Annotated in this window: 14 protein-coding genes and 2 pseudogenes; 8 read left to right on the top strand and 8 right to left on the bottom strand. The window is 50.9% G+C overall.

What is annotated here, in order from left to right; translation table 11 throughout:
- The first annotated feature begins 176 nt into the window (after positions 1-176).
- Positions 177-428 (top strand): hypothetical protein, encoded by a 252-nt coding sequence (locus tag QSJ10_RS03265; protein ID WP_049624322.1) that lies wholly within the window; start codon positions 177-179, stop codon positions 426-428.
- A 331-nt stretch (positions 429-759) separates the two neighbouring features.
- Here QSJ10_RS03265 and QSJ10_RS03275 read toward each other — a convergent pair whose 3' ends face one another.
- The 5 genes from QSJ10_RS03275 to QSJ10_RS03295 all read right to left on the bottom strand — a co-directional run bounded on the left by QSJ10_RS03275 (position 760) and on the right by QSJ10_RS03295 (position 3,707).
- A complete protein-coding gene (locus tag QSJ10_RS03275) occupies positions 760-1,062 on the bottom strand; it encodes a metal-sulfur cluster assembly factor (protein WP_011230255.1) in 303 nt (100 codons plus the stop codon).
- 22 nt (positions 1,063-1,084) lie between these two features.
- A complete protein-coding gene (locus QSJ10_RS03280) occupies positions 1,085-2,335 on the bottom strand; it encodes a membrane protein (protein WP_049624323.1) in 1,251 nt (416 codons plus the stop codon).
- Positions 2,332-2,541 carry a DUF2249 domain-containing protein gene (locus tag QSJ10_RS03285; protein ID WP_013146125.1) on the bottom strand — a complete coding sequence of 70 codons (210 nt, stop codon included), beginning with the start codon at positions 2,539-2,541 and terminating at the stop codon, positions 2,332-2,334. The genes QSJ10_RS03280 and QSJ10_RS03285 overlap by 4 nt, the downstream gene beginning before the upstream one ends.
- 3 nt (positions 2,542-2,544) lie before the next feature.
- A complete protein-coding gene (locus QSJ10_RS03290; RefSeq protein ID WP_049626636.1) occupies positions 2,545-2,778 on the bottom strand; it encodes a DUF2249 domain-containing protein in 234 nt (77 codons plus the stop codon).
- Positions 2,779-3,014: 236 nt separating this feature from the next.
- Positions 3,015-3,707: a Crp/Fnr family transcriptional regulator gene (locus tag QSJ10_RS03295; protein WP_011230259.1), complete on the bottom strand. Its 693-nt coding sequence runs from the start codon at positions 3,705-3,707 to the stop codon at positions 3,015-3,017.
- Between the two features lie 232 nt (positions 3,708-3,939).
- Between QSJ10_RS03295 and QSJ10_RS03300 the strand changes: the two genes are divergently transcribed.
- On the top strand, positions 3,940-6,303 hold the full coding sequence (locus QSJ10_RS03300; protein WP_033013780.1) for a nitric-oxide reductase large subunit: 2,364 nt from the start codon (positions 3,940-3,942) through the stop codon (positions 6,301-6,303).
- A 321-nt stretch (positions 6,304-6,624) separates the two neighbouring features.
- Here QSJ10_RS03300 and QSJ10_RS03305 read toward each other — a convergent pair whose 3' ends face one another.
- Together QSJ10_RS03305 and QSJ10_RS03310 are read right to left on the bottom strand one after the other, a co-directional pair.
- On the bottom strand, positions 6,625-7,164 hold the full coding sequence (locus QSJ10_RS03305; RefSeq protein ID WP_049625122.1) for a hypothetical protein: 540 nt from the start codon (positions 7,162-7,164) through the stop codon (positions 6,625-6,627).
- 493 nt (positions 7,165-7,657) lie between these two features.
- A complete protein-coding gene (locus tag QSJ10_RS03310; RefSeq protein ID WP_011230263.1) occupies positions 7,658-7,825 on the bottom strand; it encodes a hypothetical protein in 168 nt (55 codons plus the stop codon).
- A gap of 129 nt (positions 7,826-7,954) precedes the next feature.
- On the opposite strand from QSJ10_RS03310, the gene QSJ10_RS03315 reads away from it, so the two are divergent.
- From QSJ10_RS03315 to QSJ10_RS03340, 6 genes and pseudogenes are all read left to right on the top strand, one after another.
- Complete coding sequence (locus QSJ10_RS03315) at positions 7,955-8,188, top strand: DUF2249 domain-containing protein (protein WP_033013778.1); 234 nt, start codon at positions 7,955-7,957, stop codon at positions 8,186-8,188.
- 105 nt (positions 8,189-8,293) lie between these two features.
- Positions 8,294-8,872: a molybdenum cofactor guanylyltransferase gene (locus QSJ10_RS03320; protein ID WP_033013777.1), complete on the top strand. Its 579-nt coding sequence runs from the start codon at positions 8,294-8,296 to the stop codon at positions 8,870-8,872.
- A 235-nt stretch (positions 8,873-9,107) separates the two neighbouring features.
- A complete protein-coding gene (locus QSJ10_RS03325; RefSeq protein ID WP_033013776.1) occupies positions 9,108-10,226 on the top strand; it encodes a TIGR04053 family radical SAM/SPASM domain-containing protein in 1,119 nt (372 codons plus the stop codon).
- A 208-nt stretch (positions 10,227-10,434) separates the two neighbouring features.
- Positions 10,435-11,023: pseudogene (locus QSJ10_RS03330) on the top strand (ABC transporter permease subunit); the annotation flags it as partial.
- 288 nt (positions 11,024-11,311) lie between these two features.
- Positions 11,312-12,487: pseudogene (locus tag QSJ10_RS03335) on the top strand (MFS transporter).
- A gap of 296 nt (positions 12,488-12,783) precedes the next feature.
- A complete protein-coding gene (locus QSJ10_RS03340) occupies positions 12,784-13,221 on the top strand; it encodes a hypothetical protein (RefSeq protein WP_049625535.1) in 438 nt (145 codons plus the stop codon).
- Between the two features lie 14 nt (positions 13,222-13,235).
- Here QSJ10_RS03340 and QSJ10_RS03345 read toward each other — a convergent pair whose 3' ends face one another.
- Positions 13,236-13,934: a Crp/Fnr family transcriptional regulator gene (locus tag QSJ10_RS03345; RefSeq protein ID WP_289493448.1), complete on the bottom strand. Its 699-nt coding sequence runs from the start codon at positions 13,932-13,934 to the stop codon at positions 13,236-13,238.
- Positions 13,935-14,047 lie beyond the last annotated feature (113 nt).

A 14,047-nucleotide genomic window follows, 5' to 3' on the forward strand; every position in this document is an offset into this window, starting at 1 on the left:
GCATTTGTCCTCTCTCATGAAATGCGTGGAAAATATGGGTGCTTTCTGACGATGAGAGACGGTATAATGAAGAGGAAAACATCACAGCTGATTAGGTTGAATGTTTGGGGATAGCGGCTGTTGGATGGAACCATCGTTTTGGTCTGTTCATGAAAATCGTGGGGAAGAGGGGCGTCATGAAGGGATCTCGAAAAGAAGAGAGGCATGAAACGCAACGGACAGAAGAGATTCAACGGATGGATGACCGGGTGTTTTCGCCGGTCGAAGAGTTGGATCGGATTGCCGCGGGAGGGGCGATGAAGCGGGAAGCCCTCGATTGGCGAGGATTTCCCCGGTGGATTCGATATGTCGGATACATCGCCTTCGCCTTTTTTGTCATCGTTCCTTTGATGGCATGGTTGTGGAACGTGTATATAGATACGAGCTGAAAATGGAAACGAGCCGCCAGTTCGATTGGATGAAGAGCATATTGATTCGTTTCATACCAAGAAAACAATCGATTCATTCCCTAGAGGCAAAGGGCGCAACGCATCCAACCGTTGTTTCAGCTCGTCGATTTTAGCAAACATCGCTCTCACCTCTTGGCATATGATTCGCGGCCTCGATTCGTTTTTCCTTTAAATAGCCAAGCGATGGTTCTTGTTTTTCTATATGATACAAAAATAAAGGGCGGGGAGTGTTCAGCAGTTGCAGAACAATGAAACAACCGCCCGCCCAACACGGGCGAACGGCGAAAAGGGGATGGAAAAGTGGAGTGTTTCAAGAAAAATGCCCAAGCTGCCGGAGCGCTTCTTCGCTCATTCGCTCCGGCGTCCATGGCGGGTTCCATGTCACTTGGACGCGCACGTCACGGATGCCGTCAATGTGCTCAAGCGCCCGTTTGACGCCGCCGGCGATCGAGTCGTGAAGCGGGCAGCCGGGGGTCGTGAGCGTCATCAGGACATTGATATGCCCATCTTCGATTTTTAAGTCATAAATCAACCCTAAATCGACGACGTTAATGCCGAGCTCCGGATCAAGGACCGTTTTCAGCTGTTGAATGGCAAGTTCGCGGACATCCATCGTTCTTTTCCTCCTCATTCGCTTATTTTCGGAAGACCGTTAAAATCGTTCCGGCAAAGGCAACGCTTAATCCAGCCAACAGTACTTGAGTGATGGCGAACAGCGGCACGCTCGCGACAGCAAGCGCAACGGCCGCCAGCGCGAGGGCGAAAAGCCATAGGCGGCATTGGACGGTGACGGCTCGTTCATTCATCATTTGTTTTAACGTCGGCACGTTTTGTTGGCCGACTTTTTCGCTGTAGCGATGCGTCCACCATAAAAACGGCACGATTTTGAACAAATAGCCGACGATGCTGAAGAGAATCCAGCCGACAATGAATAGATAAACAATGATGCCAAGCAGCCGTCCGCTGCCGACGACGATGGCGACAAAGGCGGCAACGTGCAGCACAAGGCCGATGACGATGGCCGAAAGCGAAAAGCGGAACGGGCGGTCAAGCGTTTTTTTCATCCGCTTTTGCAAAATGGCGCGGATATGCCAGGCGAAAACAAGGAATCCGCTCATGAGCAAGGCTGCACCGGCTGCAAGCCATGCGTGGCTTCGCAAGAATAAGCTGGCGAACGCCACCGCAATCCCGCTGATGTACAGCGCATAGACGTAACGCGCCGGCCGCAGCGAAAAGCCGTGGGCGAGCGAGAACATCGGTACCATTTTGTACGAAAAGCCTATGATGAGAAGTGTGAACCAGCCGCACAGCCCGAACAGCACATGCAAGCCGAACACCGTTTCATGACTGTTGGCGCCTGTGGCGGCGAAAAAGTGAAAGGCAAGCAGCCCTCCAGCGGCGCCCGTCAGCAGCAAAAACAACAAGGAAGTCGCGACAAACAGCGTCATGATCGTTTTGTTTTTTTGTTGTTTTAATGTCATCGCCATTTGCCAGACAAACAGCACGATGCCGAACAGCAGAAGCAAGCCAGGGAGAAACGCTTGGTTTGGCGTAAACGCTAAACTGGCGGCAAAGGTGACGATGCCGAGAGCGGTGATCGCAAACTGCCAAAAACCGAGCCGCTCGCTCCAAATCGGCGTCAAAAAGGCGACCGGAACGAGCTGGTACATCGCCCCCATGGCCGTCATCAATGCAAAGCCAAGCAACGCCAGGTGGGCCGCCGCCCATACGAACGGCAGCCGGAACGCGCCGCTGCTAAGTGAGGGAATCGCTCCAAGCAACATAAGCTGCGATGCGGCGAACGCCAACACGGCGAACATGATAAACGAGAACGGAAGACGGACGTCTGTTTCCGTCCCCGTGCGAGTAGGAAACACGTTGCTCATCCTTTCGTAATGCGGATTTCAAAGCTGCCGTCTTCGCGTGCGACCGTCTCGTGCCGGTAGCCGAGCTCGTCAAGCTGTTCGTACAAAAACATCGGGCGGCGGTCGTTAATGATCGTCAGCGTCTCCCCAGGATTCAGCTTCGCGAGGGCAGCGAGCGTCCGCATCATCGGCTGCGGCGGCTCGAGTCCGCGGTTATCGAGGATCATCGGTCATCCCCCCTGCTTCACAAACGTTACTTTCCAATGTTTTTTTTCGATTTGTTCGGCCTCGTACGTAAACCCTTTCGCTTTCATAATCGGAAACAGCGGCAGCGGCTTGAATGGAGCGTGCAAAATGAACGTATCGCCCGGCTGCAGCGGTTTGATGGCGTTCATAATTTTTTCAAACGGCTCACGTTTCTGCCGCAAATCTTCGCGCACATCGAGTTCAATCGTCACACCCATGCGCTTTCCTCCTTTTTGACTATCATGATAATTATTTTCACTGTGGAATGTTGTGATATAGCTCACATCTTTCGGCCGAAACATGACATATTCCACTTTGGAAAAAAGGTTTCGTTTTCGTTTGAAAGGGCGGAATAGCATGTTCCAGAAAGATGGGCTTGCCGAAATGTTTGAAAGGAAACCCCATCAGCTCCATTGCGCATCCCGACCGGTACCGGACGATGGGGAAAAAGGAGTTAGAAAAAGATTTCTTGTTCGAGCCCTTCGCGGTCAATCAAATAAAAGCCGTGTTCGTCGACGTCAATCAGCCCTTTCCGTTTCAGCTGGCTCAACGTCCGGCTGACCGTTTCCCGGGCGGTGCCGATCATGTTGGCCAGCTCGCGGTTCGTCACATGGGCGGTGAGACGGTGCCACTTCCCTTGTTTGACGGCGTTCGTGCGCGTCAGCCGCAACAAAAGCAGCACGATTTGTTCGTACGTATTATGGAGCACTTGCGCCTCAAGCCGGTTTTGCAAGTCGACGATTTTTTCGCCCATGACGCGGAACAGTTTTATGCAAAGTTCAGGGCTCGCCATCAGCACTTGTTCGAAATCGTGGATCGGGATCGCGATCAATGTCGCTTCCTCGACCACTTCGGCGTGGGCCGGATAGGTGCCTTTTAAGAAAAAGCCGGCATGCGGAAACATTTCTCCCGTCTGCAAAATCGAAACGATTTGTTCTTTCCCGCTGAAGTCCGTTTTATAAATTTTTACCGTGCCGGAATGAATGAAATAGACACGTTCTAACGGGTCGCCTTGCATAAAGACAAACGTCCGCGGCTTGTAAACGCGCACGTGGGAAATGGCAACCAGCGAATCAAGCTCGTAATCGGACAGTTCACGAAACAACGGAACAGCTTTTAAGCGGTCTTTCATCCAATGGTTCGCCATGGCGTTCTCTCCTTTGGAAATGTGACAAAAGTGTGGCGGCTGTCAACAGAGCATCGATGCTTTTCTCTTTTTGAACATCCGCGCCGTTTGGCCTTTTTTGCCTTCATTGTATACATTCTTACGCCATAAAGCTGTGATATAAATCATAACGGACATTTGCCCCAGCTCACAAACCGGCCTCGATTCAGCACGCTACAATGGGGGCGAACAAACGAGAAGGAGGTTGTCTCATATGGAAGTTCATCGATCCGTTCGCCCCAACATGCGGCCGGGGCGGCAAACGACCAACAGTTTTCTCAAATCGATTCTCATTTTCACCATTTTAATCAGCTTCACTGTCCTGCTTGTCGGCGGATATTGGATTTTTAAAGAAATGGCGCCGAGGCCGAAGGAAGTTCGCAGTGAAGACGGCCAAGTGTTGATGACGAAAGAAACGATCATCGGCGGGCAGGCCGTCTTCCAAAAATACGGGCTGATGGATTACGGAACCGTGCTTGGGCATGGGTCGTATATGGGGCCGGACTATACGGCAGAAGCGTTGAAAATTTATACGGAAGGCATGCAAGATTACAAAGCAAAAGAGCGGTATCACAAACCGTTTGCCGATTTAACCGCCGATGAGAAAACGATCATCCGCGAACAAGTCATCAAGGAAATGCGAAAAAATCGCTACAACCCGGTTACGGATGTTCTCGTCCTGACAGATGCGCAAGTATACGGGTTGGAAAAAGTGCGCGACTATTACCGCGACGTGTTCACCAATGGCGACGGTTGGGGATTGAAAAAAGGATTGATCAAAGAAAGCGACATGCCAAAATCAGGCCGTGCTTGGGTCGCGGACGGCGACCAAATCAAGCAAATTGCCGACTTTTTCTTCTGGACCGCTTGGCTGTCAAGCACGCCAAGACTTGGCGACCACATCACTTATACGAACAACTGGCCGTACTATGAGGACGCCGGCAATACGATGTCATTTTCCGCGGTATGGTGGAGCGGCGCGAGCGTCACGATTTTGATTTTGTTCATCGGGATCATTTTGTATGTGTTCCACCGCTATCAGTTAAGCATGCAAGAAGCGTATGCAGAAGGGAAGTTTCCGGTCATCGACTTGCGGCGGCAGCCGCTTACTCCGTCGCAAGTGAAAGCGGGCAAATATTTCGTTGTCGTCGCCGCGCTCTTTTTCGTGCAAGCGATGTTCGGGGCGTTGCTCGCCCACTACTATACGGAACCGGACAGCTTCTTCGGCATCAAATGGATCCATGACCTATTGCCGTTTAACATCGCCAAAGGGTATCACTTGCAGCTGGCGATTTTCTGGATTGCCACCGCTTGGCTTGGCATGGGGATTTTCATCGCGCCACTTGTCGGCGGGCAAGAGCCGAAAAAGCAAGGGTTGCTTGTTGATTTGCTCTTCTGGGCGCTTGTCGTCCTTGTCGCCGGCAGCATGATCGGCCAATGGCTAGGCGTCAACGGCTACTTAGGGAACGAATGGTTTCTGTTTGGCCATCAAGGATGGGAATACATTGAGCTCGGCCGCGTTTGGCAAATCATTTTAGTCGTGGGCATGCTGCTTTGGCTGTTCATCGTCTTTCGCGGCATCAAACGAGGGCTGAAGCAAGAAAGCGACAAAGGCGGTCTCATCCACTTGCTGTTTTACTCAGCCATCGCCGTTCCATTCTTTTACATCTTCGCGTTCTTTATCGAGCCGGATACGAACTTTACGATGGCTGACTTTTGGCGCTGGTGGATCATCCACTTATGGGTCGAAGGCATTTTCGAAGTGTTCGCCGTTGTTGTCATCGGGTTTTTGCTCGTACAAATGAGATTGGTGACGAAAAAATCGACGGTCCGGGCTCTCTATTTCCAATTTACGATTTTACTAGGCAGCGGTGTCATCGGCATCGGCCACCACTATTACTACAACGGTTCACCGGAAATTTGGATCGCTCTTGGCGCGGTGTTCTCGGCGCTCGAGGTCATTCCGCTTACGCTCCTTATTTTAGAAGCGTATGAACAATATAAAATGATGCGCGACGGCGGGGTCAACTTCCCGTATAAGGCCACATTCTGGTTTTTGATCTCCACAGCGATCTGGAACTTGGTCGGCGCAGGGGTGCTCGGCTTTCTGATCAACTTGCCGGCGGTCAGCTACTTTGAACACGGGCAATTCTTAACGCCGGCTCACGGCCACGGAGCGATGATGGGCGTGTATGGCATGTTTGCGATCGCCGTGCTTCTTTACTCGCTGCGCAACATCGTCAAACCGGAAGCATGGAACGACAAATGGCTGAAATTCTCTTGCTGGATGCTGAACATCGGCCTGGCTGGCATGGTTCTCATCACGCTTCTCCCGGTTGGGGTGCTGCAAATCAAAGAAGCGTTTGAACACGGCTATTGGGCGTCCCGTTCGCCTTCGTTCTTGCAACAAGACGTCGTACAAAACTTGCTGCTTGTCCGCTTTGTTCCGGATACGATCTTTTTGATCGGCGTCGTTGCGTTGCTTGTTTTCGCCATCAAGGTGCTGTTCCATTTGCGCAAGCCAACGCACGGCGAAGGGGAAGAGCTGCCGGTGGCGAATTTGGCGGAGGAAGAATAACCAAAACGGGGCTGACCCAAAACGCGAATGCGTTTTGGAATTAGCCCCTTTTTTACACCAAAATATCGTTCGTTTTCTGGCAGAATAGAGTTACCATAACCACTATCACTGGAAAAGGAGCGATTCGTTTATGAAACATCATCATAATTTTTGAAGAGTGTACCATGAATCATCTCACGTTGCCAGGCGATATCATTCCACTGGATCATATGGCTCATGTAGTTTACGAAATGGTCGAACGCATTCCGATGGAGATGTTTCTACCTTTACTATAAAGGTGGCCGCACCTCAGAAAGGCAAGGAGAGATGCTTCCTCCTTGCTCATGTTGTCTTTATAAGACGAATGCTGGAAATTGCCGCTTTGTGTTCAATCGAACGCCTAGAAAGAAGATCTAAAATCCGTTCGTGCTTTTCCATGTTTTGTTCTATTTTCTTAACGATTTCATTTGTTTCAAGCACTGCTTGTTGGAGGAAAACAAATTCTTGCTTTGTGACCATATTGGCTTTGACATGATCTAATTCTTTCATTAGGTTGTTCTTTACGTCCTCAAGCTCCTGCTTGGTGGCCATGTTGGTTTTAATGTCTTCAAGCTCTTGCTTGGTGGCCATGTTGGCTTTAATGTCTTCGATCTTTTTTGTGAAACTATGCTTCACTTCTTCGAGTTCTTGTTTAGTGGCCATGTTGGTTCTAATATCTTCGAACTCTTTTGTGAAACGATTCCTCACTTCTTCAAGTTCTCGTTTCGTTGCCATGTTGGCTTTAATATCCTCAAGCTCTGTTGTGAAGTTTTGCTTCACTTCTTCGAGCTCCTGTTTCGTTGCCATGTTTGTTTTGATATCGCTTACTTCATGTTCGATCATTTGGAGCTTGTCCAAAATTTGGTTCAATATCTCTTCCGAGGAAAATCCTCCCTTCTAATAAGATATATAGCAGCCCTGGAAAAGCGAGTGATGATGAATCGCTCCTTTCTTTTGAGGACTGGGGAAACGAACGTGTAGAGTAAGTAGTTGAGGAAAGGGATGGGATTGTAGCGCAGAACAAATGAGGACAATCGTTCCCCATTCATATTATAAATGATTCGTAGAAATTTGAAAATAACGTTTTGTGTCATTGTCGCTTTGTATCCGTCCAGGAAAAGGAGTGCGTTTTAGCCCGTACGGTCATGTTAATCCCGGCAGCGACATTGTTTTTAAGAAAATCGAACTTCCTTTCTTTAATAATAGGGAGAAACAAGGGATTTAATCGGAATCGTTCATGATCAATGTACGATTTAAAAAAGAAAGAGCTGGCTCCAAAAGTCCACTTGTTAGTGGATTTTTGGGTCAGCCCCCTTTCATTTGTGAACGTTTTCAATCACTTGTGGCATTTGTCCGGCGTGGTGTGTTCGGTTTCCTTTTGCTTGTCATGGCATGGAAAGCAGTACAACGTCTCTGTTTCTCGGCTGACGACGCCGTTTAAAAACCCATGCAGACAATGGATCGGCTTGCCGCATTGCGCGCAAAAGCCAACAAGCTCTTCCAACCGCCATTTCTCCTTTCATGGGGATTGAACATGTTCACCTTCGGGCTGTGACGCTCGTCACTACCCCCCAAGGTTCAAGCGGTTATGATAAAGTATATAATTCATTATACTACAAAGGAGGCCAATGTTATGAACCAATTTGCTGCCAAAATCCACGCCCCGGACTATCCGCCGCGCGATCGCCATCCGGCAATTTTTCGGCTGTTTGACAATTTGAAGCCGGGGGAAGTGATGGAGCTGACGAATGACCATGACCCGCGTCCGCTGCAATACCAATTCATGATGGAGCGTCCGGATCAGTTTACATGGGAGTACTTAGAGGAAGGGCCGGACGTATGGCGGGTGGCCATCGGCAAAAAATAAATCATCCGCTCCATAGGGATTTCCGTCGACAGGCGGAAATCTTTTTTTTTCGCCGGTTCGTATGGTACGGTAGGGACAGATGATGTTCGGAAAGAGGGGATAGAGATGAAACGAGCCATTGCCGGAGCGGTGCTCGCCGGCGGCCAGTCGCGCCGGTTCGGGCGGCCGAAGGCGTTTGCGCTGCACGAAGGCGCCCCGTTTTTCACTTGGTCGGTCGCGGCGCTCGATCCGATCGCGGATGAATTGTATATCGTCAGCCACCCGTCGCTTGTCGATGAATTCCGCCGCCAAACGGATATCCCGGTGCTGCTCGATGTCGAGCGCTGCCGCGGCTGTGGGCCGCTGGCCGGCCTTTACACCGTTATGGAACAGAGCCGAGCGGATTGGGTGTTCGTCTTGCCGTGCGACATGCCGTACATGCGGCGGGAAGTGACAGAGCGGCTTGCTTCCTATATTGATCCGATGTTTGACGCCATCGTCCCGCTCCATGGCGTCCGTCCCGAACCATTGGTCGCCTTATACCACCGACGGCTTCGCTCCGTGATCGCCGAGCTGCTTGATGCCGGCGAACGGCGGATGATCTCGCTTATTGACCGCGCCCGCGTCCGCTATGTTGACGCCCAACAGCTTGCCGCGGATGAAACCGTATGGCGCAATGTCAATACGGAGGGAGAGTACCGGTGAAGGGGGAATTGTGGCCGAAGCAGACATAGCATATACTTTTTTTCAATCAGAAGAGCCATCCTTGCTTTACTTTTTGGGCGTATGTCGGGTCAATATATTATACCGCCTGTTCAGATGGCTGTCATCTTCGCCCATGGTACGATCGCCCTCTGTTGTGGCTTTGCTGTGGATGTGATCGATATCACATAACGCGCCTGAATGTTGCGGTACAATGGAGGCCAAGGAGGGGGCCGCAATGCGCGATTTTAATGAAAATCCGTTTATTGTGATTTGGGAATTGACGAGAGCTTGTCAACTCAAGTGCCTTCATTGCCGCGCCGAAGCGCAATACCATCGCGATCCGCGCGAGTTGACGTTTGAGGAAGGGAAAAAACTGATCGATGAGATTTACGCGATGGATCAGCCGATGCTCGTCTTTACGGGCGGCGATCCGCTCATGCGTCCGGATGTGTACGATTTAGCGAAATATGCGATCGATAAAGGGCTGCGCGTGTCAATGACGCCAAGCGCGACGCCGAACGTGACGAAAGAGGCGATCCGCAAAGCAAAAGAGGTCGGCCTGTCGCGCTGGGCATTTAGCCTTGACGGGCCGAACGCCGAGATTCACGACCATTTCCGCGGCGTGAGCGGCTCGTTTGATTTGACGATCCGTGCGATTCAATACTTGCATGAGCTCGACATTCCCGTGCAAATCAACACCGTCATTTCGCGATACAACGTTCATGTGCTTGATGAAATGGCGGAATTGGTTGAGAAGATGAAATGCGTCCTTTGGAGCGTCTTTTTCCTTGTGCCGACAGGCAGGGGGAAGGAGGAGGACATGATTTCCCCCATCGAGCATGAGCGGGTGTTCCGCTGGTTGTATGAAACGAGCAAGCGCGTTCCGTTTGACATTAAAACGACAGCCGGCCAGCATTACCGCCGCGTTGTGCTGCAGGCGAAAATGCGCGAAGGAAAAGCGACAAAAGGCGGCATCCGTTACGAAGATGTGTTGAACCAAGGGTTGACCGGACAAGTCGACGGGCTCGGCCGCGCGCCGAAAGGAGTAAACGACGGCAACGGTTTCGTCTTTATTTCCCATATTGGCGACGTCTATCCGAGCGGGCTGCTGCCGGTCAAAGCCGGGAACGTCCGGGAAACGCCGCTGGCGGACATTTACCGACACTCGCCGATTTTCCAAGACTTGCGCAATCCGGACAAATATAAAGGAAAATGCGGCGTCTGCGAGTTCCGATATGTGTGCGGCGGCTCTCGTTCACGCGCTTACGCTGTAACGGGCGACTATTTGGAAAGCGAGCCGTATTGTGTTTACATTCCAAAGGCGCTGCGGACAAAAGAGCGAAGCCAACGGTAAGAAGGCGGTGAAAAACAGCCGCTTAAAATGACGGCGCTACGGCGTTCGTGAGATGGTTGCCCGGGCGCATGCGGCGGATGTTGGATGTGTGTTCAAAACATACGGGGGAGGAGCAGGCGCCCTTCCCCGTTTTTGTTGAAAGATCATTCGTGGTTCAACTCGACTATAAAGGTCTCGGGCCCGGTCGGCGCCGCGCTTCCTCCTTTTGGTGTTTGTCGCTGCGCTGTTGTTGAATGCTGTTTTGTTTCTTTCGCTCGGCCTGCTCGTGATGGCGTTGGGCATTTTGGTCTTGGTGATTCCGCCTACTTTCGAAGAGTTTGCCCGCATGGTCTGCTTTTTGTTGTTATGTCTTGTGTATATCGCCTTTTGGCTGAATCTCGGCATTTTGTTTTCCGTCGTCTTCCGCCAGGCGGCGACATCCGCGTTGTCGTCGATGGCCGTTTGGCTGTTTTTCAATCTTTTCTACTCGATGATCGTGGAAGTGTTTGCGAAATCGTTTTTGCAGTTTGATGCCATTACGTCCGTCGAGCAGGCGGTCGGCCGTCAAGAGTTGGTGCTTGGTCTCATGAGATTGTCGCCGAGCTACTTGTTCAATGAATCAACAACTGCCTTTTTCGCCGGACGTCCGAACGCTAGGGATCGTCACGGTGGAGCAAACGGCCGGCGCTGTTGCGCCCCCCTTGCCATTCTCGCAAAGTTTGCTGCTCATTTGGCCGCAGGTGACCGCGCTCATTGCCGCCACTCTCATCTGCTTTGCGATCGCGTATTGGTTGTTTATGAGGCAGGAGATACGGGCGGAGTGGGTGAGAAAACAAGTTGTTTCCGTAGACGGGGCGGAAGAGATGTGTGCGCCCAACAGCGTTTCTTATCGTTCGGATGTGAAAAACGTTCTGCCAAATCGTGTCCGTTCCTTTTGGGGACGGGCTTTTTCTTTTTTTGGATGTGACAAAACCGTGACAACGCTTGTGGCAAAATGGTGACAACAGGCAAGAATGTGATAAGCCTCACAAATCTGTTTCCTTTTCCTGTGTATGATGGAAGTACAAACAGCGTCACAAATTTTGAAAGTTTGGGAGGGGCTTTTCATGAATAAACAAAAGGCGCTGCTGCCGATTACGACGTTCGCCATGTTGTTTTCATTCGTCGTGTGGGCCGTGTTTTCGCCGCTTGCGAGTACGTTTCAGCAAATGTACGGGCTGACATCGACGTAAAAAAGCATTTTGGTCGCCATTCCGGTGCTGCTTGGCTCGATCATGCGTGTGCCGCTTGGCATTTGGACGGACCAGATCGGCGGGCGCAGGCTGTTTTCGCTGCTGCTCTTGTTTCTTGTCATTCCGCTTGTTGGCGCAGGGTTTGCAGATTCGTATGCGATGCTTCTGTTTTGGGCGTTTTTCATCGGCATGGCCGGAACGTCGTTCGCCATTTCGATGACGTTCGTTTCCCGCTTGACTCCGCCGGAAAAGCAAGGGACGGCGCTTGGGATTAACTCGATAGGCAACATCGGCACGGCGGTTGCTTCGTTTTCCGTTCCATCGATTGCCGCAGCGTTTGGTGTGCCTTGGGCTTTTTGGGGGATGATCATTCCGGTTGTCGTCATGCTCGTTCTCGTTTGGTTTTTCACACCGGATATGCCGAAACCGAAACAACAAAAAACGGTGCGTGAATCGCTGTCGGTATTGAAATATAAACATACGTGGACGTTGTCGCTCTTTTACTTTGTTACGGGCGGGGCGTTTGTCGCTTTCGGCATTTACTTGCCGGCGCTGCTCGTTGACTTGTATGGGTTAACGCCAGTGGATGCTGGGATGCGCGCGGCTGGGTTTACTGTACTCGCTACGCTCGCACGGCCAGTCGGCGGCTATCTTGGCGATAAAATCGGAGCTGAACAGGTGTTGACGTTCGTCTACGCTGGAATGACAATCGGCGCGTTGGTGATCGCGTTTGGAATGGAAAATATTTGGGTGATGACAGCGGCTTGTTTGTTTATGGCCGTGATGTCTGGGCTGGGCAACGGTGCGGTGTTCAAACTCGTGCCGCAGCTGTTCCCAGCCGAAACGGGCGCCGTCACCGGCCTTGTCGGTGCCTGGGGCGGACTTGGCGGCTTTTTTCCGCCGATTGTCATGGGGATCCTGAAAGATGCAACAGGTTCGTACGTGCTCGGTTTTCTGCTCCTTAGCTTGTTTGCCCTTATTTGCTTCTTGCTGAACCGGCTCGTATTTGGCAAAAAAGCCGGCGAACCGACGAAGCGATACGCATCGTAAAATCCGATTCCAGATCCAAAGAGGCCAAAAGCATATGCTTTTGGCCTCTTTTTGGTTTGCGGAGGTACAAGCTCAACGAAAGGATGGAAAATGGCGATCCGCAAAGAGGAAGGTCGTTCTCCGTTAGTGAATAGGGCTACATTCGTTACGGTTGCTACATTGCGAATATTTATTGCTCATTATTTCACGAACTTTTCAAACATGGCCGCTCCTTGGTGATACAAATCACTAGGGGAAAAGGCAGAAATGGCGTACGCTGAAGGTGTAAATCAAATCAACTGAAGGGGGGGAAAACAGTGAAACGAAATGTGTCTACGTTGTTGTCAGTTGCGTTGGTTGCATCGCGTTTGGCCGCATGCAGCAACGGGGGAGGAGGAGAGGCAAAGGCGGAAAATAAAAACGGAACAGCGGCAACTACGCAACAGTCTGCTGCGAACATGTTAGCGGCGCATAAAGGATTGAACCAAGCACCGGTGCCGTTGAAAATGGAGCGGATCGGTCTGCATGACGTCCGCGTTGAAATGACGGCGCAAATCACTGACATTGAAATTGACAAAGGGAAAACGTATTATACGGCGGTGAAAAGAAAAAGAAGTGATTCGCATCACAATCGAAAAAAAGAGAGCGTCCGGCAGGCCGCGAACAACGGTCGGTCGGGCGTTCTTCTAATCAGCGCGCCAAAATGGCTTGGTCGTTGCTGTGTATCGAAGGGGAACGATCAGACAGACCCCTAACTACGGTGCACCGCTCACTCAATGCAACAAATATCCGCCGGACAGTCTTCGCATTGAATTTCCGTTTTCAAATAGTTTAAATCATGAACCGTAATTTTCCCCCGCTTCATCGAGATAATCCCTTCCTGTTTTAACGCATTGAGCATCCGGTTGACGCTTTCGCGCGTCGTGCCGCAAAAGTTGGCCAAGTCTTGGTTTTTTAACGTTACGTCAATGAAGATGCTTCCATCTTCAAGCGGGACGCCATAACTGTTGCATAAACGAATGAGTGTTGAATAGAGCGCCCCTTTTTTGCCGTGCATGATAAGATCGCGAAACTTCATCTGCGTCCGCCGGACATGCTTGCTGATCCAGCGCATATATTCAAGGGTAAGGGGCGGATTGATCAGCAGCTGCTGTTCCAGTTCCTCTTTGTTTATGACTGCCGCTTCGCCTGGCTCTATTACCTTGGCCGTCAACAAGTAGCGTGCATCGTTCGTAAACAGCGTCAGCTCGCCGACGATTTCCCCGCTTCCGCAAATGCGGAAGCACATTTCTTTTCCGTTCGGGCAAATTTTGCTCACTTGCACTTTGCCGGAAAGAATCAAGTACAGCTCATTGGCCGGCATCCCTTCTTGGAACAAAAAGGAGTGCTTGCGAAGTGGAATCACTTTTTTCGACGATTGCAACAAAGAACGTAAATGGGGAAAATATCCATTCACTGCAGCTTCCATCGATAGCCCCTCCATTCATTCAGCTATTTCTATTGTAAAAATCATCACATCGGGAGAGAGTGAAAAAAATCACCGGTTACTGTTTTTTGTGCGAGGCGTCACAATTTTTTCTA

Origin of the sequence: Geobacillus stearothermophilus ATCC 12980 (assembly GCF_030369615.1) — a bacterium.
GTDB classification, from domain to species: domain Bacteria; phylum Bacillota; class Bacilli; order Bacillales; family Anoxybacillaceae; genus Geobacillus; species Geobacillus stearothermophilus.

What these genes read in the sequence shown, in the direction of transcription:
- QSJ10_RS03265 (WP_049624322.1), top strand. Translation starts at nt 177, where the DNA reads ATGAAGGGATCTCGAAAAGAAGAGAGGCATGAAACGCAACGGACAGAA.
- QSJ10_RS03275 (WP_011230255.1), bottom strand. Translation starts at nt 1,062, where the DNA reads ATGGATGTCCGCGAACTTGCCATTCAACAGCTGAAAACGGTCCTTGAT.
- QSJ10_RS03280 (WP_049624323.1), bottom strand. Translation starts at nt 2,335, where the DNA reads ATGAGCAACGTGTTTCCTACTCGCACGGGGACGGAAACAGACGTCCGT.
- QSJ10_RS03285 (WP_013146125.1), bottom strand. Translation starts at nt 2,541, where the DNA reads ATGATCCTCGATAACCGCGGACTCGAGCCGCCGCAGCCGATGATGCGG.
- QSJ10_RS03290 (WP_049626636.1), bottom strand. Translation starts at nt 2,778, where the DNA reads ATGGGTGTGACGATTGAACTCGATGTGCGCGAAGATTTGCGGCAGAAA.
- QSJ10_RS03295 (WP_011230259.1), bottom strand. Translation starts at nt 3,707, where the DNA reads ATGGCGAACCATTGGATGAAAGACCGCTTAAAAGCTGTTCCGTTGTTT.
- QSJ10_RS03300 (WP_033013780.1), top strand. Translation starts at nt 3,940, where the DNA reads ATGGAAGTTCATCGATCCGTTCGCCCCAACATGCGGCCGGGGCGGCAA.
- QSJ10_RS03305 (WP_049625122.1), bottom strand. Translation starts at nt 7,164, where the DNA reads ATGATCGAACATGAAGTAAGCGATATCAAAACAAACATGGCAACGAAA.
- QSJ10_RS03315 (WP_033013778.1), top strand. Translation starts at nt 7,955, where the DNA reads ATGAACCAATTTGCTGCCAAAATCCACGCCCCGGACTATCCGCCGCGC.
- QSJ10_RS03320 (WP_033013777.1), top strand. Translation starts at nt 8,294, where the DNA reads ATGAAACGAGCCATTGCCGGAGCGGTGCTCGCCGGCGGCCAGTCGCGC.
- QSJ10_RS03325 (WP_033013776.1), top strand. Translation starts at nt 9,108, where the DNA reads ATGCGCGATTTTAATGAAAATCCGTTTATTGTGATTTGGGAATTGACG.
- QSJ10_RS03345 (WP_289493448.1), bottom strand. Translation starts at nt 13,934, where the DNA reads ATGGAAGCTGCAGTGAATGGATATTTTCCCCATTTACGTTCTTTGTTG.